Source organism: Neobacillus drentensis (genome assembly GCF_036962765.1).
GTDB lineage: Bacteria > Bacillota > Bacilli > Bacillales > Cytobacillaceae > Neobacillus > Neobacillus drentensis_C.
On record NZ_JBALOS010000002.1, the window covers coordinates 94,941 to 113,945 of the forward strand.

17 protein-coding genes are annotated in these 19,005 nt (G+C 43.7%); 16 read left to right on the forward strand and 1 reads right to left on the reverse strand.

Annotation, left to right across the window (positions count from 1 at the left end):
- The first annotated feature begins 54 nt into the window (after nt 1–54).
- From icmF to V7137_RS00830, 4 genes are all read left to right on the forward strand, one after another.
- Nucleotides 55–3,300, forward strand: coding sequence for a fused isobutyryl-CoA mutase/GTPase IcmF (gene icmF, locus V7137_RS00815; RefSeq protein WP_335455731.1), 3,246 nt, complete (start codon nt 55–57; stop codon nt 3,298–3,300).
- A 193-nt stretch (nt 3,301–3,493) separates the two neighbouring features.
- Nucleotides 3,494–3,691 (forward strand): hypothetical protein, encoded by a 198-nt coding sequence (locus V7137_RS00820; protein ID WP_335455734.1) that lies wholly within the window; start codon nt 3,494–3,496, stop codon nt 3,689–3,691.
- Between the two features lie 216 nt (nt 3,692–3,907).
- On the forward strand, nt 3,908–4,477 hold the full coding sequence (gene rpoE / locus V7137_RS00825) for a DNA-directed RNA polymerase subunit delta (RefSeq protein WP_335455737.1): 570 nt from the start codon (nt 3,908–3,910) through the stop codon (nt 4,475–4,477).
- Between the two features lie 238 nt (nt 4,478–4,715).
- Entirely contained in the window at nt 4,716–6,311 is a 1,596-nt protein-coding gene (locus V7137_RS00830) for a CTP synthase (protein ID WP_335455741.1), read from the forward strand.
- Between the two features lie 215 nt (nt 6,312–6,526).
- Here V7137_RS00830 and V7137_RS00835 read toward each other — a convergent pair whose 3' ends face one another.
- The gene (locus tag V7137_RS00835) at nt 6,527–7,054 is read right to left on the reverse strand and encodes a DUF2529 family protein (RefSeq protein WP_335696320.1); all 528 of its coding nucleotides are present in this window, start codon (nt 7,052–7,054) and stop codon (nt 6,527–6,529) included.
- Between the two features lie 169 nt (nt 7,055–7,223).
- Here V7137_RS00835 and V7137_RS00840 point away from each other — a divergent pair, with 169 nt between their 5' ends.
- The 12 genes from V7137_RS00840 to V7137_RS00895 form a co-directional block, all read left to right on the forward strand.
- Nucleotides 7,224–7,595: a response regulator gene (locus V7137_RS00840; RefSeq protein WP_026568193.1), complete on the forward strand. Its 372-nt coding sequence runs from the start codon at nt 7,224–7,226 to the stop codon at nt 7,593–7,595.
- A 246-nt stretch (nt 7,596–7,841) separates the two neighbouring features.
- Entirely contained in the window at nt 7,842–8,699 is an 858-nt protein-coding gene (locus V7137_RS00845; protein ID WP_335696321.1) for a class II fructose-bisphosphate aldolase, read from the forward strand.
- Nucleotides 8,700–9,077: 378 nt separating this feature from the next.
- The gene (locus tag V7137_RS00850) at nt 9,078–10,364 is read left to right on the forward strand and encodes a UDP-N-acetylglucosamine 1-carboxyvinyltransferase (RefSeq protein WP_335696322.1); all 1,287 of its coding nucleotides are present in this window, start codon (nt 9,078–9,080) and stop codon (nt 10,362–10,364) included.
- Nucleotides 10,365–10,510: 146 nt separating this feature from the next.
- Entirely contained in the window at nt 10,511–11,473 is a 963-nt protein-coding gene (gene glpX / locus V7137_RS00855) for a class II fructose-bisphosphatase (protein WP_335696323.1), read from the forward strand.
- A gap of 304 nt (nt 11,474–11,777) precedes the next feature.
- Nucleotides 11,778–13,043, forward strand: coding sequence for a transcription termination factor Rho (gene rho, locus V7137_RS00860; RefSeq protein WP_335696324.1), 1,266 nt, complete (start codon nt 11,778–11,780; stop codon nt 13,041–13,043).
- Between the two features lie 203 nt (nt 13,044–13,246).
- Nucleotides 13,247–13,462: a 50S ribosomal protein L31 gene (gene rpmE / locus V7137_RS00865; protein ID WP_168241298.1), complete on the forward strand. Its 216-nt coding sequence runs from the start codon at nt 13,247–13,249 to the stop codon at nt 13,460–13,462.
- Between the two features lie 108 nt (nt 13,463–13,570).
- Nucleotides 13,571–14,188, forward strand: coding sequence for a thymidine kinase (locus tag V7137_RS00870; RefSeq protein WP_335696325.1), 618 nt, complete (start codon nt 13,571–13,573; stop codon nt 14,186–14,188).
- 116 nt (nt 14,189–14,304) lie between these two features.
- Nucleotides 14,305–15,006, forward strand: coding sequence for a hypothetical protein (locus V7137_RS00875; protein WP_335696326.1), 702 nt, complete (start codon nt 14,305–14,307; stop codon nt 15,004–15,006).
- A 135-nt stretch (nt 15,007–15,141) separates the two neighbouring features.
- Entirely contained in the window at nt 15,142–15,762 is a 621-nt protein-coding gene (locus V7137_RS00880) for a TetR/AcrR family transcriptional regulator (RefSeq protein WP_335696327.1), read from the forward strand.
- Between the two features lie 25 nt (nt 15,763–15,787).
- Nucleotides 15,788–17,302, forward strand: a complete 1,515-nt coding sequence (locus V7137_RS00885; RefSeq protein WP_335696328.1) for an MDR family MFS transporter — start codon at nt 15,788–15,790, stop codon at nt 17,300–17,302.
- 176 nt (nt 17,303–17,478) lie between these two features.
- Nucleotides 17,479–18,552 (forward strand): peptide chain release factor 1, encoded by a 1,074-nt coding sequence (gene prfA, locus V7137_RS00890; RefSeq protein ID WP_218347018.1) that lies wholly within the window; start codon nt 17,479–17,481, stop codon nt 18,550–18,552.
- The coding region (locus V7137_RS00895; protein WP_420490070.1) for a N5-glutamine methyltransferase family protein at nt 18,545–19,005 on the forward strand (461 nt) is incomplete at its 3' end. The genes prfA and V7137_RS00895, both read left to right, overlap by 8 nt.

The following is a 19,005-nucleotide window of genomic DNA, read 5'->3' on the forward strand; positions in this document are numbered from 1 at the left end:
GCGAATAGTGAATGGAGTTCATTTTTATAAAAGGTTTACAAAAGGAGGAGAACGATGGGGAATTATCAGCCGAAGCATCATATTCGCTTTGTCACGGCTTCGAGTTTGTTTGACGGGCATGATGCTTCCATCAATATTATGAGGCGGATTCTGCAGGCTAGCGGAGCGGAGGTGATCCACCTTGGTCATAATCGATCAGTTGAGGAGGTTGTAAACGCGGCGATTCAGGAGGATGTGCAGGGGATTGCGATTTCTTCGTATCAAGGCGGGCACGTGGAGTACTTCAAGTATATGTACGATTTGTTGAAGGAGAAGGGTGCGCCGAATATCCGCATTTTTGGCGGTGGGGGCGGCGTTATTATTCCGCGTGAAATCAAGGAGCTTCATGATCACGGGATTGCGTGGATTTTCTCACCTGAGGATGGCCGTAAGCTGGGGCTGCAGGGCATGATTGACCGGATGGTGGAGGAGTGCGATTTTGCGACGGTTCCGCATGATGTGGCCGAGCAAATTGAGAAACTGCCGAGCGGGGATGTTAATGCGGTGGCGAAGTTGATTACGGTAGCTGAACTTCATGTTGATGATAAGAATGAGGCAGCGGCTACGGCTGAGCGAGTGCTCGATCAAGTGAAGTCAATGGAGAAGCAGATTCCTGTCGTTGGGATCACCGGGACGGGCGGTGCTGGAAAAAGTTCATTGACGGATGAATTGATCCGCCGTTTTATTAATGAATTGCCGGATAAAAAGGTAGCGATTCTATCAGTCGACCCGACGAAGCAAAAGACAGGCGGTGCTCTGTTAGGGGACCGAATCCGAATGAATGCGATCTTTTCACCGAATGTGTATATGCGTTCGCTGGCAACCAGGCATTCGAAAAGTGAGTTGTCACTGGCGATTAAGGATGCAGTCGCGGTCACGAAGGCAGCGGGCTTTGACCTCGTGATTGTCGAGACGAGCGGGATTGGTCAGGGCGATGCGGGCATCACGGAGATTTGCGATGTTTCCTTATATGTGATGACGAGTGAGTTTGGGGCGCCGTCACAGCTGGAAAAGATTGATATGATTGATTTTGCGGACCTGATTGTGATCAATAAGTTTGAGCGCAAGGGCTCAGAGGATGCAAAGCGCCAGGTCCAAAAGCAGTATCAGCGCAGTCATATGCTGTTTGAAAAAGACATTGATGATATGCCGGTTTATGGGACGATTGCGAGCCAATTTAATGACCCGGGCACGAATGGGTTGTTTGCCGCTTTGATTGAAAGAATGAACGACAAGATGGGTACGGGCTGGGTGACTTCTTTTAGCAAAAATGCTCTTGTTGAAAAACAAAATGTGATTATCCCAACCGACCGCCGTTATTATTTACGGGAAATTTCTGAAACGGTCCGCGGCTATCATCGGAAAGCGGAAGAACAGGCCGAGATTGCCCGGAAGTTGTTCCAGTTGGAAGGGGCGATTGGAGCGGTTAGCGATGCTGGCGTGATTGCGGCTTTAGAAGCGATCAAGCAAGAGACCGAGTCGAAGTTGACACCGGAATCTCGGAAGATTCTCGATTCGTGGGCAGAGACAAAGGCAGCCTATTCTAAAGATAAGTTCGTAACGAGGATTCGTGATAAAGAGATTATTACGGTGCTAAAATCGAAAAGCTTATCCGGTCTCGACATTCCGAAAGTGGCGCTGCCGAAGTATAAGGATTACGGGGAAATCCTTCGCTGGGTTTACCAGGAAAACGTGCCTGGTGCGTTCCCGTATACAGCTGGGGTGTTTCCGTTCAAGCGGGAAGGGGAAGACCCGAAACGTCAGTTTGCCGGGGAAGGGACACCGGAGCGTACGAACCGCCGCTTCCATTATTTATCGAAGGATGATACGGCTAAACGCTTAAGTACGGCGTTTGACTCGGTGACGCTGTACGGTGAAGATCCGGATTACCGTCCGGATATTTTCGGGAAAATTGGCGAAAGCGGCGTCAGCGTTTGTACATTAGATGATATGAAAAAGTTATATGACGGCTTTGATTTGTGCCATCCGTCGACATCGGTGTCGATGACGATCAATGGACCAGCGCCAATTATTTTAGCAATGTTTATGAATACGGCAATTGACCAGCAGGTGCAGCGGAAAGAAGCGGAACTTGGCCGTGTCTTAACGGTGGAGGAATTCGCGCAAGTGCGTGCGTATACACTGCGGACGGTGCGCGGTACGGTCCAGGCGGATATTTTAAAAGAAGATCAAGGCCAAAATACATGTATTTTCTCGACTGAATTCGCACTGCGGATGATGGGTGATATTCAGCAATACTTCATCGACCAACAGGTGCGCAACTATTATTCGGTCTCCATTTCGGGCTATCATATTGCCGAAGCTGGGGCGAATCCGATCTCGCAGCTGGCGTTTACGCTCTCGAATGGGTTCACGTATGTGGAGTATTATTTAAGCCGCGGCATGAAGATTGATGACTTTGCACCGAATTTATCGTTCTTCTTCTCGAATGGCTTGGATCCGGAATATACGGTGATCGGCCGGGTTGCCCGCCGAATTTGGGCTACGGTGATGCGCGATAAATATGGCGCGAACGAGCGAAGCCAAAAATTGAAATACCATGTTCAGACGTCGGGTCGTTCGCTCCATGCGCAGGAGATTGACTTTAATGATATCCGGACGACGCTGCAGGCGTTAATGGCCCTGCAGGATAACTGTAATTCCCTTCATACCAATGCGTATGATGAGGCGATTACGACGCCAACAGAGGAATCGGTACGCCGCGCGATGGCGATTCAAATGATTATTACCAAAGAGCATGGCTTGTCGAAAAATGAAAATCCGCTCCAAGGTTCGTTTATTGTAGAGGAGCTAACGGATCTTGTCGAGGAAGCGGTTTTACAAGAGTTTGAGCGCCTGAATGACCGCGGCGGTGTTCTTGGGGCGATGGAAACCCAGTACCAGCGCGGTAAAATCCAGGATGAATCGATGTACTATGAAATGAAAAAGCATACTGGCGAATTACCGATTATCGGCGTGAATACGTATTTGAACCCAAATCCTCCGTCTGAGGAAGAGGTCAATAATATGGAATTAGCCCGCGCTTCGTATGAAGAGAAGGAACTGCAAATCCATAATTTACGGGCCTTCCAAGAACATCATGCGGCGGAGACGGGGAAAGCACTGCAGCGCTTAAAAGAGGCCGCCGTCACCAACGGCAACATCTTTGCCGCGCTCATGGATACCGTCCCAGTCGCCAGCCTCGGCCAAATCACACGAGCCCTCTACGAAGTCGGCGGACAGTATCGCCGGAATATGTAGGGCAAGGTGGAATTTAGGAGTAGTGTAAAATATAGGGTGTCAGGCACCATNNACATGGTGCCTGACACCAATTTTTATTTACTGTGAGCCAGTTTTTGTAAAAAAATTTTTTTTATGAGATATTATTATCTGAGGTTATCTTATATAATCGATGTAGCGTACATACTTCGAGGGATTTAGGCAGGTGGAGCAAATGAAGATGGGTTATATTTTGATGGTTTTAATTGTGTTTGCCTGGCCATTAAATTATCTCTATCAACGCCAGTTAGGCGCAATCTCATTCTTGCTGCTAGCAATCTTCTTTCTAGTGATATCGATTAAAGAAATGAAAAAGCATAAGCACGCAAAGAAAAATGATAGTAAAAAAGCTCGTCCGCAAAAATTCAAGTGAAACAACGGCAAGTACTAGCATAAACCGGAAGAATTTGTTTATAATGAAGAATATGCGATTTTAAAGCCGAAGCGACCCTTTTGCGACGTACTTTTGCTGCGGGGGGCTAAAGCGAGAATTGGACAGTTCTCGAAATAAACGAATATATCAAATTTTTTTCGATAGTCCGTTATTTACTCATTTAAGAGTGTTAAATAGAGAAAGGAAGTGCCTATATTGAGTTTAGCACAATACTCAAAAGAGGAATTAAAAGAGTTATCCCTTATGGAAATGGCTTATGAATTTTTGAAAAATAGTAAGCAGCCGATTGCCTTTAGTGAACTACTACAAGAAATTAAAAAAGCAGCAGGAATTTCTGATGATGAAGTTCGTACTCGACTTGCTCAATTTTACACCGACATCAATGTGGATGGCCGTTTCCTTTCATTAGGAAGCAACCGCTGGGGACTTCGTGTCTGGTATCCAGTCGATACAGCTGAAGAAGAAGTGGTTGCCGTCGTCAAACCTAAGAAGAAGAAAGCGAAGAAGGTTGTCGATGAAGACGATCTTGAAGATTTCGATGAAATTGATGATGTTGAAGATGAATTTGATGACTTTGATGATGAAGATGATCTTTTGGATGATGAAGAAGATCTTGATATTGACGAAGTTGATGAGTTCGATGAGGACGATGATGAAGTCATCGAGGATGATCTTGACATTGAATTGGATGAAGAAGACGAGCTTGAAGATGATCTTGAGGAAGAAGAAGAATTTGAAGATGAAGAAGAAGTCGAAGAAGATTAATCAACTTGACTTTTTTTCCTTGCCCTTGTATTATCTTTTTTGGGCTCCTTAAAAAGGACGATACATTATTTACTTATAATACGCTCCCTACCAAAAGTAGGCGGGCGTTTTTTATTGTTCAAAAAACTCTTGTATCGCGGAGTTTTTTCATTTTTTCGGGCGTAAGGAAAATATTTTTTTACAAAAACCCTTAAACAAACTGAATAATGTACAAACTGTATAAGAGGGGGAAATATTTATGACAAAATATATTTTTGTAACTGGTGGTGTGGTGTCATCACTAGGAAAAGGAATTACGGCAGCATCATTAGGACGTTTATTGAAAAATCGGGGCGTAAGTGTGACGATTCAAAAATTCGATCCATACATTAACGTGGACCCGGGAACGATGAGCCCTTACCAGCACGGTGAAGTGTTCGTAACGGGTGATGGCGCTGAAACGGATTTGGACTTGGGTCACTACGAGCGTTTTATCGACATCAACTTAAACAAGTATTCAAACGTAACAACTGGAAAAATCTATTCAACGGTATTACGCAAAGAGCGCCGCGGTGATTATTTAGGGGCAACTGTGCAGGTTATTCCGCATATCACCAACGAAATTAAGGAGCGCTGCTTCCGTGCCGGAAAAGAAACGAATGCGGATGTCGTCATTACAGAAATTGGCGGAACGGTAGGGGACATTGAATCGCTCCCATTCCTTGAAGCGATTCGCCAAATCAAGAGTGACATCGGTTCTGAAAATGTGATGTACATTCACTGTACGTTAATTCCGTACATCAAGGCCGCTGGGGAAATGAAAACAAAGCCAACCCAGCACAGCGTAAAAGAATTGCGCAGCCTTGGGATTCAGCCGAACATTATTGTCGTCCGTACCGAAATGCCTGTTTCACAGGACATGAAGGATAAAATTGCCTTGTTCTGTGACATTGACCCGAAGGCGGTTATTGAATGTATGGACGCAGATACGCTGTATTCCATTCCACTTGCCCTTCAAGAACAAAACATGGACCAAATTGTTTGTGACCATTTGAAATTGGCAGTAAAAGAAGCGGATATGACCGAGTGGAAGGCATTAGTAGACCGCGTAATCAACCTTTCCAATAAGACACGAATTGGTCTTGTCGGAAAATATGTGGAACTTCAAGATGCCTATATCTCTGTAGTTGAGGCAATGAAGCATGCCGGTTATGCGTTTGATGCGGATGTCGAAATCAAATGGATTAATTCCGAAGATGTAACACGTGAGAATGTCGCTGAGCTTCTTGATGATGTTGATGGTGTCCTTGTTCCGGGCGGCTTTGGTGATCGCGGAATTGAAGGGAAGATTGAAGCGACTCGCTATGCTCGTGAGCAGAAGAAGCCGTTCCTTGGTATTTGTCTAGGAATGCAGCTGGCAACGATTGAATATGCCCGAAATGTACTTGGCTTTAAAGGAGCGCATTCCGCGGAGTTTGTGCCGGAAACAGCTTACCCAATCATTGATTTGCTTCCAGAGCAGAAAGATGTGGAGGATTTAGGAGGCACGTTGCGTTTGGGTCTGTATCCAGCGCGTCTTGTCGAGGGTACGAAGGCATTCGAAGCGTATGAGGAAGAGGTTGTTTATGAACGCCATCGTCATCGCTATGAGTTTAACAATCAGTATCGTCAAGAGATGGAAGCGGCAGGCTTTATTTTCTCTGGGACTAGCCCGGACGGCCGCTTAGTGGAAATCGTCGAGTTGAAGGATCACCCGTGGTTCGTGGCGTCTCAGTTCCATCCGGAGTTTGTCTCAAGACCAACACGTCCACAGCCATTGTTCCGTGACTTTATTAAGGCATCTTTACAGAAATAAGGTAGTAAACAGGGCCAGTTTTCTGGTCCTGTTTTTTTATAGTGGTCAAACAAACGAGGAGTTTCCATATATTGTCTAATTTCACAAAACTACTGCAAATTGGCACAAAACATCCTAAACTAGAAATTGAAATAAACAAGAACCCATTAAACACAAATACCCCCCGGGAAATAACGCAGAGCAATAAAAAAACGGGTCGATAAACGATACCCGCTTTACTCTTCATCCTCATATTCTGCCAAAATTTCCTCAATGGTAAATTTCAAGCCGTAATAAACGAACAATGCTGCCATTGAAGCTGGATACCCATAACGATTTCCTTCATCGTCAGGAAGCAATCCTTTCGTCAGCCGCAAATCCATCACGAGATCTGCTAATTCGTGTAATTCCTCACCTTCAGGAACGATCGTGGCCACCGCTACAAATGGAATCCCTTTTTTGTGAAGCTGTCTTGCCACCTCCAGTGCGGTTTCATCACTGGTATAACGCGTGAAGATCAGTGCACGATCTGATTCCGTTACTTCATCAATGGACTTAAATATCTTAACGTCTTTAAACGGTTCCGCCCCGTGGAATGCTTCGAACTCGACCGCCTTCATTTCGTTTGCAGCAAAAATATATATAGACCCATCGCCAACCGGTGCCTGGGCAAGCAAGCGTGCTCCCTCTTCAAACGAATATTCTTCTTTTTCCTCGATCCGTTTAAACAAACCAGTTAATTGAGTTGTAAACATTTTTAACATAAAAACCCTCCTTTTCACCCTCTTATTATAAGCGTTTTTTTGATATAGCAAAAATATTAACAAAATCTTAAAATAATAGCAGGAGATTATTTTCCAGATAGAGAAATATAACAAGTGATAACTAATGGGATAATAAAACGAATTGAGTAAACAAGGAAGAGGTGGAGTTATGAAAGAGAAAATTTTAATCGTTGATGATCAATTTGGCATTAGAATTTTACTAAATGAAGTGTTTCAAAAAGAGGGGTATCAAACATATCAGGCAGCCAATGGCATACAGGCCCTTGAAATTGTGACAAAACATGACCCTGACCTTGTCCTATTGGATATGAAAATCCCTGGAATGGATGGAATCGAAATTTTAAAACGGATGAAGGTAATTGATCCAGATATCCGTGTTATTATTATGACGGCATATGGCGAACTGGATATGATTCAAGAAGCAAAGGACCTTGGTGCAATCACACATTTTGCAAAGCCGTTTGACATTGATGATATACGAGCAGCTGTTCGTAAACACATCCCTCAAAAAATGAATTAATGGCCATTTTTTTATAAAAAACATAAGATATATGAAGATAGGAAAATGGACGCGCTTTCATTATGACAGTTTAGAAAACTGCGTCATTTTAATGGCATTTCACCCCCTGGTTTGATATGATACATATGAACTTTTTACTGGTTTCTTATCTTTTTAAAGGTATACATAATCCGGAAAATTGAGGGAAAACCTTAATATGGAAGGCCATTTTGAAAAGATAGCAACCTAATTTAAGGAGGAATAGAAATGCCATTAGTTTCCATGAAAGAAATGCTCATTAAAGCAAAAGCTGAAGGCTATGCGGTTGGGCAATTTAATTTAAATAACTTAGAATTTACACAAGCGATTCTTCAAGCTGCACAAGCGGAGAACTCACCTGTAATTCTTGGTGTTTCTGAAGGGGCAGCTCGTTACATGTCCGGCTTCAAAACTGTTGTAAAAATGGTTGAAGGCTTAATGGAAGATTTGAAAATTACTGTTCCTGTAGCAATTCACCTTGACCACGGTTCAAGCTTTGAAAAGTGTAAAGAAGCAATTGATGCAGGTTTCACATCTGTTATGATCGATGCTTCACACCACCCATTTGAAGAAAACATAGAAATTACTTCTAAAGTAGTAGACTATGCACATTCAAAAGGTGTATCTGTTGAAGCTGAATTAGGAACTGTTGGCGGCCAGGAAGACGATGTTGTGGCAGAAGGCGTTATTTACGCAGATCCTAAAGAATGTGAAGAGTTAGTAAAACGCACTGGCATCGATTGCCTTGCACCTGCATTAGGTTCTGTTCATGGACCATACAAAGGCGAACCAAACCTTGGCTTTGTTGAAATGGAGGAAATCGGCAATATTACTGGTCTTCCATTAGTCCTTCACGGTGGAACTGGTATCCCATTAAAAGATATCCAAAGATCTGTTTCCCTAGGAACAGCGAAAATCAATGTTAACACAGAAAACCAAATCGCATCTGCAAAAGCAGTTCGTGAAACATTAGCTGCAAAACCTGAAGAATACGATCCACGTAAATATTTAGGACCAGCTCGTGACGCGATCAAAGCAACTGTTATGGGCAAAATTCGCGAATTTGGTTCTAATGGTAAAGCTTAATAGAACAATATCGAATGTCTAACCACATTTCATATTTGTTCCAAATATGATAAAATGGAAACCGTCCTCTTACTTTAGGGCGGTTTCAGTCTGTTAAAAGAAATTTGAAAATTTAGTCGAAATTGAAACTGTTTCAAACAGCTTCAATGTGCATGGCATTGAAGGCTTCGTAAAAGGTTGGAATTTCCATGTAAATAGATAATTATTCCCATTTCGTGTAAATTTTTTTAATTGCCATACATGAAAATAAAATTTTGGTGTAAACTAAAGGATAGACAAGTTGTCGGATTTTGACTTTTGGAAAAATATACCTAGAGCCTCATTTCGTAATAAGCGGATTGCACCGATTGACTTACAGGGCTTAGAAGGGAGTCGAATATGGAAAAACTTAAAATTGCAGGTGGATATCCGTTAAAGGGAACTGTTCGGATCAGCGGTGCCAAAAATAGTGCTGTTGCGTTAATTCCTGCAACCATTTTAGCGGAATCACCGGTGACAATTGAGGGATTGCCGAATATTTCTGACGTTGAAATCTTGAAGGACCTCCTTGAAGAAATCGGCGGAAACGTTCAGCTTTCCGATAACGATATGACGGTTGACCCATCGACCATGATTTCCATGCCCCTGCCAAACGGGAAAGTAAAAAAGCTCCGTGCTTCTTATTACTTAATGGGTGCTATGCTCGGTCGTTTCAAAAAGGCGGTCATTGGCTTACCTGGCGGCTGCCATTTAGGACCAAGACCGATTGATCAACACATTAAAGGCTTCGAAGCACTTGGGGCCCAAATTACCAATGAACAAGGTGCGATTTATTTACGAGCGGACGAGCTTCGCGGCGCCCGTATCTACCTTGACGTTGTCAGTGTGGGAGCGACGATTAATATCATGCTCGCCGCGGTTCGCGCCAAAGGCCGGACGGTCATTGAAAATGCCGCGAAAGAGCCGGAAATTATTGATGTTGCAACACTGTTAACCAGCATGGGAGCGAAAATTAAAGGAGCGGGAACGGACGTGATTCGTATCGACGGAGTGGAAGCGCTTCACGGCTGCCGCCACACGATTATCCCGGACCGAATTGAAGCAGGCACGTATATGATTTTAGGCGCTGCTGTTGGCGAAGGTGTGTTAATCGACAACGTCATCCCGCAGCATTTAGAATCCTTGATTGCCAAATTGCGAGAAATGGGCGTTCGCGTTGAGTCAGGCGATGACCAAGTGTTTGTCGATGGATCTACAAAGTTGAAGGCTGTTGACATCAAGACGCTCGTATATCCCGGCTTCCCGACTGACCTCCAGCAGCCATTTACGACCCTGTTGACAAAATCGTCCGGCTCAAGCGTCGTAACAGATACGATATACGGAGCCCGTTTTAAACATATTGATGAACTGCGCCGCATGAACGCCAACATTAAAGTCGAAGGGCGCTCGGCCATCATCAATGGTCCGGTTCAGCTGCAAGGGGCCAAAGTGAAAGCAAGTGACCTCAGGGCAGGCGCTGCGCTTTTCATTGCCGGCCTGATGGCAGAAGGTATTACCGAAGTAACCGGCCTCGAGCATATTGACCGTGGCTACAGCGAACTCGTCGAAAAACTAAACGGCCTCGGTGCCACAGTTTGGCGGGAAGCTCTGACACAAGAAGAAGTCGAACAAATGAAGAATACTTAGAAAAGCGAAAGCGCCTGGTCAGCGGCGTATCCTAGATCTAGACACATAGAAAAACGATAGTGCTTTGGTTAGTAACGTACATTAACCTGTAGGCGGAGCAGCTAGCCAAATAGACATAGACATAGAGCATAAGGGAGATGGAGACGATGGAAAGAAGTTTAACGATGGAGCTTGTCCGTGTCACAGAAGCAGCAGCACTTGCTTCAGCCCGATGGATGGGCCGTGGGAAAAAAGATGAGGCCGACGGTGCAGCTACCTCGGCGATGCGTGATGTGTTTGACACCGTGCCAATGAAGGGAACTGTGGTGATCGGTGAAGGGGAAATGGATGAAGCACCAATGCTGTATATCGGCGAAAAACTCGGGACAGGCTATGGTCCGCGCGTTGACGTTGCCGTTGATCCACTCGAAGGCACCAATATTTTAGCATCAGGCGGCTGGAATGCCTTAGCGGTGCTTGCTGTTGCCGACCATGGAAATCTTCTCCATGCTCCTGATATGTATATGGAAAAAATTGCGGTTGGCCCAGAAGCGGTCGGCCATATTGACATCAATGCGTCTGTGCTTGATAACCTAAAGGCTGTTGCCAAAGCGAAAAATAAAGATATCGAGGATGTCGTTGCGACGGTCTTAAATCGTCCGCGCCATGAAGAAATCATTGCCCAGCTGCGTGAGGCTGGCGCACGGATCAAATTAATTAATGATGGGGACGTGGCAGGCGCCATCAATACTGCGTTTGACAATACCGGTGTCGATATTCTCTTTGGTTCTGGCGGTGCCCCTGAAGGCGTCCTGTCCGCTGTTGCCCTCAAATGCCTTGGCGGCGAAATCATCGGGAGACTACTGCCGCAAAGTGATGCGGAATTAGAACGCTGCATTAAAATGGGACTCGATGTAAATCGTGTTCTTCGGATGGAAGACCTGGTCAAAGGTGATGACGCCATTTTTGCTGCGACCGGAGTTACAGACGGAGAATTGCTGCGCGGGGTCCAATTCAAAGGATCTTACGGCTCAACACACTCCATCGTTATGCGTGCCAAATCAGGCACCGTTCGCTTTGTCGAAGGCCGTCATAGTTTAAAGAAAAAACCTAACCTAGTGATTAAATAGAGGGTGCTACCAGTAGGGTGCCTGACACTAATGCGTGTCAGGCACCCTTCATGGCATCTTTCTCTAAAAATAAAAAACTCCTATTACACTCCATTAGGAATTTGGATAAACTCCTACAAGAAGAAATTCCCAATGAATGAAAAGAGAAAAATAAGTTGATTAATTTTTTGAATAGAGGGTAAAATAGTAATTGTTTTATTATGCATTATTTCTGCAATTCTATTCATTTCATTTCTACTTCTATCACTATTCCTCAACTCTCTTAATAATATCTGATTGAAAAAAATAAAAGTGTGGTGCACAAATGGAATTAACAATTTCAAGTTTAGAAAATATGAAGCTGAAGGAACTTTATGAGCTGGCACGCGAATATAAAGTAACCTATTACAGCAAACTAACCAAAAAAGAATTAATTTTTGCCATCCTGAAATCTCGTGCGGAACAGCAAGGGTATTTTTTCATGGAAGGCGTCTTAGAAATAATCCAATCGGAAGGTTTTGGATTCTTAAGACCAATTAACTACTCGCCAAGCTCAGAAGATATTTACATTTCTGCTTCGCAAATCCGCCGCTTCGACCTTCGTAATGGAGATAAAGTTTCCGGTAAGGTACGACCTCCAAAAGAAAATGAGCGTTATTATGGACTATTGCACGTAGAAGCTGTCAACGGGGAAGACCCGGAATCAGCGAAAGAACGAGTATACTTCCCAGGCCTCACGCCGCTCTATCCTAACCGCCAGATGAATTTGGAAACGACTCCAAAACATCTTTCCACAAGGATTATGGATGTCATCGCACCAGTTGGTTTTGGCCAGCGTGGATTAATCGTCGCGCCGCCAAAGGCTGGTAAAACAATGCTGTTAAAAGAAATTGCTAACAGCATTACAACCAACCATCCAGAAGTAGAATTAATCATGCTGTTGATCGACGAACGTCCTGAAGAAGTAACTGATATTGAGCGTTCGGTTGCCGGTGATGTTGTGAGTTCAACATTTGATGAAGTGCCTGAAAACCATATTAAGGTTGCGGAACTTGTGCTCGACCGCGCGATGCGTTTAGTAGAACATAAGCGTGATGTGGTTATCTTGATGGATAGTATTACACGTCTTGCGCGTGCATATAACTTGGTGATTCCGCCAAGCGGCCGGACACTTTCCGGGGGGATTGACCCGGCAGCCTTCCACCGTCCGAAGCGTTTCTTCGGGGCGGCTCGTAATATTGAAGAGGGCGGCAGCTTGACAATCCTTGCGACGGCGCTGGTCGATACCGGCTCCCGGATGGATGACGTCATTTATGAGGAATTTAAAGGGACAGGTAATATGGAATTGCATCTCGACCGTTCGCTCGCAGAGCGCCGGATTTTCCCTGCGCTTGATATTCGTCGTTCGGGAACTCGTAAGGAAGAATTGTTGATTCCGAAGGATCATTTGGATAAATTATGGGCGATTCGCAAATCAATGTCCGATTCACCAGATTTTGCGGAGCGTTTCTTGAAAAAATTACGCCAGACGAAGTCAAATGAAGAGTTCTTTGCCCAATTAGGGGAAGAGCTGAAAACACGCCGGTCGTAGCTGATTCGGTCAAGGACAAGCCTGGTTCAGGGGGCTATAATAAGTTCCTTTTTCAAAAAGAAACCAACAAATCCCAACTTGCAAAAATAGGTTTGCCTTGTTATAATGGGTGCAGTGTGTTTGTAGTATTTCATTGCTTGTTTTTGACAGGTACTTTATATAACTCTGTTTCGAAAGATTCAGGGCGGAAGGAGATGAAAAGAATGAAAGCAGGAATTCATCCAAATTATAAAACAATAACGGTGACTTGTGCATGCGGAAACACTTTTGAAACTGGTTCAGTGAAGAAAGAAATTCGCGTTGAAACTTGTTCAGAATGTCATCCATTCTATACTGGTCGTCAAAAATTCGCTGAAGCTGGCGGACGTGTTGACCGTTTCAACAAGAAATACGGCATCAAGAGCCAACAGCAACAATAATTGTAAAAAGTACAGGCAAGCAGCAATTTACTTGCCTGTTTTTTATTTAAATAAAATTCAAATAATTGATAGATATTTAAGGATTTGCTTGGAAGGAGACGCCGTTTTATGTATTTAATGAAGCAAAGCGGATGGGTTGAGGTTATCTGTGGCAGTATGTTTTCTGGGAAATCGGAGGAATTGATTCGCCGCGTTAGACGTGCTCAGTTCGCCAAACAAAAGATAGCTGTTTTTAAGCCGAAAATTGATAATCGCTATCACGATCAATCTGTCGTTTCTCATAATGGATCTTCTTTTGATGCGAAGCCAATTACTCATTCGATTGAGATTCTTCACCATGTGGAAGCGGATATGGATATTATCGCCATTGATGAGGTTCAGTTTTTTGATGAGGGGATTCTCAGGGTTGTGCAACAGCTGGCTGACAGCGGCCATCGGGTGGTTTGTGCGGGTCTTGATATGGATTTCCGCGGTGAGCCGTTTGGGCAGATGCCTGCGTTGATGGCGATTGCTGAATCGGTGACGAAGCTGCAGGCGGTCTGTTCTGTTTGTGGTTCGCCTTCAAGCCGGACGCAGCGCTTGATCGATGGTCATCCAGCATCCTACCATGACCCAGTGATCTTAGTAGGTGCCTCCGAAGCGTACGAGCCTCGCTGCCGCCACCACCACGAAGTCCCAAAAACGGCGTCATACCGTTCAAGCATCGAGCAAGAAGCAACAAATTAATACAAAGTGGGTCAGGATGGATGTAGTTTAGTTTACATAATGAGTGCCTGACACCATAAATAAGCTTTACACTGTAAAAACTGTCTGAGAAGGGTATTCTCGGGCAGTTTTTTTGTTTGATTATGTTTGGTGGTGGGCAATTTTTGTGGGTTGGCGGAATCATTTTAGAGTTCGGCGGAATAATGATAAAGATTGGCGGAATCCACCCGAGTTCCGGCGGAATCCCAGACCCCTTGAAAATTAAATCTTGGAAAGATTTCACTCGTCCAGTTCTAGCTGCCTCCGGGCATGATAGTAATGGGAGGTGTAAGATGCAAAAATTTTGGCTGTTTCTCTCATTAACACTGTTGTTTTTAGTTAGCGGCTGTCAGAATAATCGCGGGGCCAATCAAGAGGCTTACGACTTGCGAAAAGATCAGACGGCACCGAATTATATGTCTAACCGCGGCAATGACCGCAATGCGCCAGCGAATATGTCCAATCGGGGCGAAAATAAGCAGCGGCTTGTCGAGGATGATATTACTAACCAAAATCCTAATTTTCTCAACCTGGGTCGGACGGGGAGTGGCTCTGAAACGGGCGGCGGAAAAGATACGGGTGAAGACATCAATAAGGCCAAGCAAGTTATTGCTGATTCAAATGAATTTACTTTAGATTCCGTTTGGATCAATGGTGACCGGATGTGGGTTTCTGTTTATAAAAAAGGGATGCTGTCTGAACAGGGAAAGATTAAAGCAGAAGCACGACTTCACAGACAACTGATTCAGGCTTTACCGCGCTATAAAATGGAAGTGCGCGTGAAAGAAGATCGCCGCTAGCATGCTCTGATTATCAGGGCATGTTTTTTTGTATTGAACCTACTAATGACACACTGTCATATTCTTATTGACTTGTGACACGTTGTCATATATAATCAATTTATGACATGGTGTCACATGAATAGGAGAGTAATTATGCCGAAACAAACGTTTTTTCACTTACCGAAAGAAAAACAGGACACATTAATTCAAGCTGCTAAAAAGGAATTTTCCAGGGTGCCATTACATGAAGCATCCATTGCAAATATTATCAAAAGTGCGGGAATTCCAAGGGGGAGCTTTTATCAATATTTTGAGGATAAAGAGGATGTATATTATTACTTGGTAAATCAACTTGCCCAAAAAAATCAGGAACGATTCATTTCAACCCTGAAAGAAAAGAATGGAAATTTATTTGAGACGTTTATTGAGTCCTATCAATTTCTGATAAAAATCCAAAACAATCAAGAAGACCAAAACCTTTTTAAAAATGCCTTTTTAAATATGAATTATAAATTGGAGAACACCTTCGCTAATCATGTTTACGAGGAAAATCAAAAAAATCAGTTTGTCACTACGATCAGCCTTATCAATAGAGAACATTTAAACATTAAAAATGACCAAGAACTACACTCGATTTTAAAAATTATGGCGGCTGTCACTTTTCAGAACTTGATTCAAATGATCGTAAAAGAATGGACGGAAGAAGAAGCTTTAGAAAATTATATTGCACAAATTGAGCTGCTAAAAAAAGGGTTTTATAAAGAAGAGAAATAAAATAAGAATAAGGGGATAGAAAACTATGGATTCATCATTACAACAAAGAAAACCACCCTATTTAATGATTGCGATCTTATTTGTGGGAGCAATGGTTTCATTTTTAAATAACTCACTATTAAATGTGGCATTGCCAACGATTATGGTGGATTTAAATATTAAAGATTATTCAACGGTTCAGTGGTTATCGACAGGCTATATGCTAGTCAGTGGGATACTCATTCCAGCTTCAGCCTTTTTACTAACACGCTTTTCGAATCGCAGTCTATTTATAACCTCAATGGTGATTTTTACATTAGGGACTGCGATTGCAGCCTTTGCACCAAACTTCGGGGTATTACTTACAGGGCGGATGATTCAAGCAGCCGGTTCTTCAGTTATGGGACCTTTATTAATGAACATCATGTTAGTAAGTTTCCCTCGTGAAAAACGTGGTACTGCAATGGGGATTTTTGGGTTAGTTATGATTACAGCTCCTGCAATTGGACCGACCTTATCAGGTTATATTGTCGAGTATTATGACTGGCGCGTCCTTTTCGAAATGATTTTACCATTAGCAGTTCTTAGCTTATTGTTAGCTATTTGGAAGCTTGAAAATGTAATGGAACAGAACAAAAATGTAAAACTTGATTACTTCTCGGTTGTATTATCAAGTATTGGATTTGGTGGATTACTATATGGTTTCAGCTCAGCGAGTTCGGATGGCTGGACCGATTCCATTGTCTTAACATCGCTAATGATCGGTAGTATCGCATTAGTGGCATTCATTGTTCGTCAATTAAAACTAGCAGAACCATTATTGGATTTACGAGTTTACAAGTATCCAATGTTTGCCCTTGGATCGGTCATTTCAATTGTAAACGCTGTGGCCATGTTCTCGGGGATGATTTTAACACCAGCGTATGTGCAAAGTGTACGTGGTATTTCACCACTTGATTCAGGTTTAATGATGTTACCTGGTGCGATTGTTATGGGGCTTATGATGCCCGTTACAGGCAAATTATTTGATAAAATGGGTCCGCGTATTCTCGCAGCAGCCGGACTTGTGGTCACAGCAGTATCTACTTACATGCTAGCAAACTTACAAATCGATTCTACTCACACTTATATTATTCTTGTTTACACGTTAAGAATGTTTGGTATGTCAATGGTGATGATGCCAATCATGACCAACGGGTTAAATCAGTTGCCAACACGCTTAAATCCACATGGGACAGCTGTTAACAATACAGCACAGCAGGTGTCTGGTTCGATTGGTACCGCTATTCTTGTTACGATCATGAATTCGGTGACAAAAACAGAAGCGACAAGCTTAATGGCTGGTGTTGATCCAACAACCCTGACAGAAGCTTCAACTGCATTATTAACAAAGCAAGCGTTGTTGGCTGGTATTCAGTATTCATTCTACGTAGCCCTTGCCATCAATGTTGTCGCTCTCGTATTAGCGTTATTCGTTAAACGAGTGGATACAAGTGAAGAAGTGGTTAGTAAGATAGAGCAGCAGGGGAACACACAGATGAAGCCTGCTTCAATTCAATAAATAAAAGGTGGGATCATCGATACGGTGATCCCACTAATGGAAAAGGCTTTTTAAAGAGGTGGTTTTATCCAAAAATATCCTGCGAAAAAATTTCCCCCAGGAATTTGGTTTTGACGGTTGTTTTCACCTATACTATAATTAGAATGTTATGGACAAAAAATTGAGGTGAATAGACTGTGTTTGATCGTCTTCAATCGGTGGAAGATCGCTATGAGAAGTTGAATGAACTTTTGAGCGACCCAGAAATTATTAATGATTCAAAAAAATTACGTGAATATTCAAAAGAACAATCTGATATACAAGAAACAGTTCAAACGTATCGTGAATATAAAGAAGCACGCGCGCAGCTTCAGGATGCGAAAGTGATGTTGGATGAGAAGCTGGATGCTGAAATGCGTGAAATGGTGAAGGAAGAAGTTAACGAACTGGAAGCGCAGATCGTTGATTTGGAAGCGAAGATGAAGATTCTCTTGATTCCGAAGGATCCGAATGATGACAAAAACGTTATCTTTGAAATCCGCGGTGCAGCAGGCGGGGACGAGGCGGCCTTGTTTGCTGGGAATTTATACCGCATGTACAGCCGTTATGCAGAAGCGCAAGGCTGGAAGATTGATCTACTTGATGCGAGCCCAACTGGTCTTGGCGGTTACAAGGAAATCAGCTTTATGATTAATGGCCAGGGTGCTTATTCGAAATTGAAGTATGAGAATGGCGCGCACCGAGTGCAGCGTGTTCCGGAGACAGAATCAAGCGGCCGGATTCATACGTCAACAGCGACGGTTGTTTGTTTGCCGGAAGCGGAAGAATTAGAAGTGGAAATCAATGATAAAGATATTCGTTTCGATGCGTTTGCTTCCAGCGGCGCCGGCGGACAGTCCGTTAATACGACGATGTCAGCGGTGCGGTTAACGCATATTCCGACGGGGATTGTGGTTTCGATTCAAGATGAGAAATCACAGCATAAGAACAAAGATAAAGCGATGAAGGTACTACGGGCACGTATTTATGATAAGTATCAGCAGGAAGCGCAGGCGGAATATGATTCGGTGCGTAAATCGGCGGTAGGGACGGGGGACCGTTCGGAGCGGATTCGTACCTACAACTTCCCGCAAAACCGGGTGACAGACCACCGTATTGGCTTAACGATTCAAAAGCTCGATCAAATTTTGGAAGGCAAGCTCGATGATATCATCGATGCGCTGATTATGGATGATCAAGCGCGCAGGCTGGATAGTGCCTCTAATGAGTAAAAAAGTATTTGAAGCTCTTCAATGGGCTTCTTCTTTTTTAGGTCCAGCGAATCGGGATGCAAATGCGGGCGAGCTTTTGCTGCGCCATTTCACCGGGATGTCGCGCGCGCAATTATTTGCGAATATGCGTGATGAGTTAGCTCCAGGTGTGTGGGAGGACTTTGAAAAAGCGGTTTTTGACCATGTGAAGGGTGTCCCGGTCCAGTATATCATCGGGGAGGAAGAGTTTTATGGGCGCCCGTATCTCGTCAATGAAGAAGTGCTGATTCCAAGACCAGAAACAGAAGAACTCGTCTACGGCACCCTCCAACGGATCAAACGGCTGTTTAGCACGGAGAAACCAATCATCAAGCTGGCCGACATCGGAACCGGCAGCGGCGCCATAGCCATTACAATGAAGTTAGAAGAGGCGGAACTTATGGTGTCAGGCACCAATGGCACTATGAAGGCAGT

Excerpts from the sequence above, each read along its gene's own strand:
- V7137_RS00830 (WP_335455741.1), top strand. The coding sequence starts at position 4,716 with ATGACAAAATATATTTTTGTAACTGGTGGTGTGGTGTCATCACTAGGA.
- V7137_RS00870 (WP_335696325.1), top strand. The coding sequence starts at position 13,571 with ATGTATTTAATGAAGCAAAGCGGATGGGTTGAGGTTATCTGTGGCAGT.
- V7137_RS00820 (WP_335455734.1), top strand. The coding sequence starts at position 3,494 with ATGAAGATGGGTTATATTTTGATGGTTTTAATTGTGTTTGCCTGGCCA.
- V7137_RS00835 (WP_335696320.1), bottom strand. The coding sequence starts at position 7,054 with ATGTTAAAAATGTTTACAACTCAATTAACTGGTTTGTTTAAACGGATC.
- icmF (WP_335455731.1), top strand. The coding sequence starts at position 55 with ATGGGGAATTATCAGCCGAAGCATCATATTCGCTTTGTCACGGCTTCG.
- V7137_RS00845 (WP_335696321.1), top strand. The coding sequence starts at position 7,842 with ATGCCATTAGTTTCCATGAAAGAAATGCTCATTAAAGCAAAAGCTGAA.
- rpmE (WP_168241298.1), top strand. The coding sequence starts at position 13,247 with ATGAAAGCAGGAATTCATCCAAATTATAAAACAATAACGGTGACTTGT.
- glpX (WP_335696323.1), top strand. The coding sequence starts at position 10,511 with ATGGAAAGAAGTTTAACGATGGAGCTTGTCCGTGTCACAGAAGCAGCA.
- V7137_RS00885 (WP_335696328.1), top strand. The coding sequence starts at position 15,788 with ATGGATTCATCATTACAACAAAGAAAACCACCCTATTTAATGATTGCG.
- V7137_RS00840 (WP_026568193.1), top strand. The coding sequence starts at position 7,224 with ATGAAAGAGAAAATTTTAATCGTTGATGATCAATTTGGCATTAGAATT.
- V7137_RS00880 (WP_335696327.1), top strand. The coding sequence starts at position 15,142 with ATGCCGAAACAAACGTTTTTTCACTTACCGAAAGAAAAACAGGACACA.
- rho (WP_335696324.1), top strand. The coding sequence starts at position 11,778 with ATGGAATTAACAATTTCAAGTTTAGAAAATATGAAGCTGAAGGAACTT.
- V7137_RS00850 (WP_335696322.1), top strand. The coding sequence starts at position 9,078 with ATGGAAAAACTTAAAATTGCAGGTGGATATCCGTTAAAGGGAACTGTT.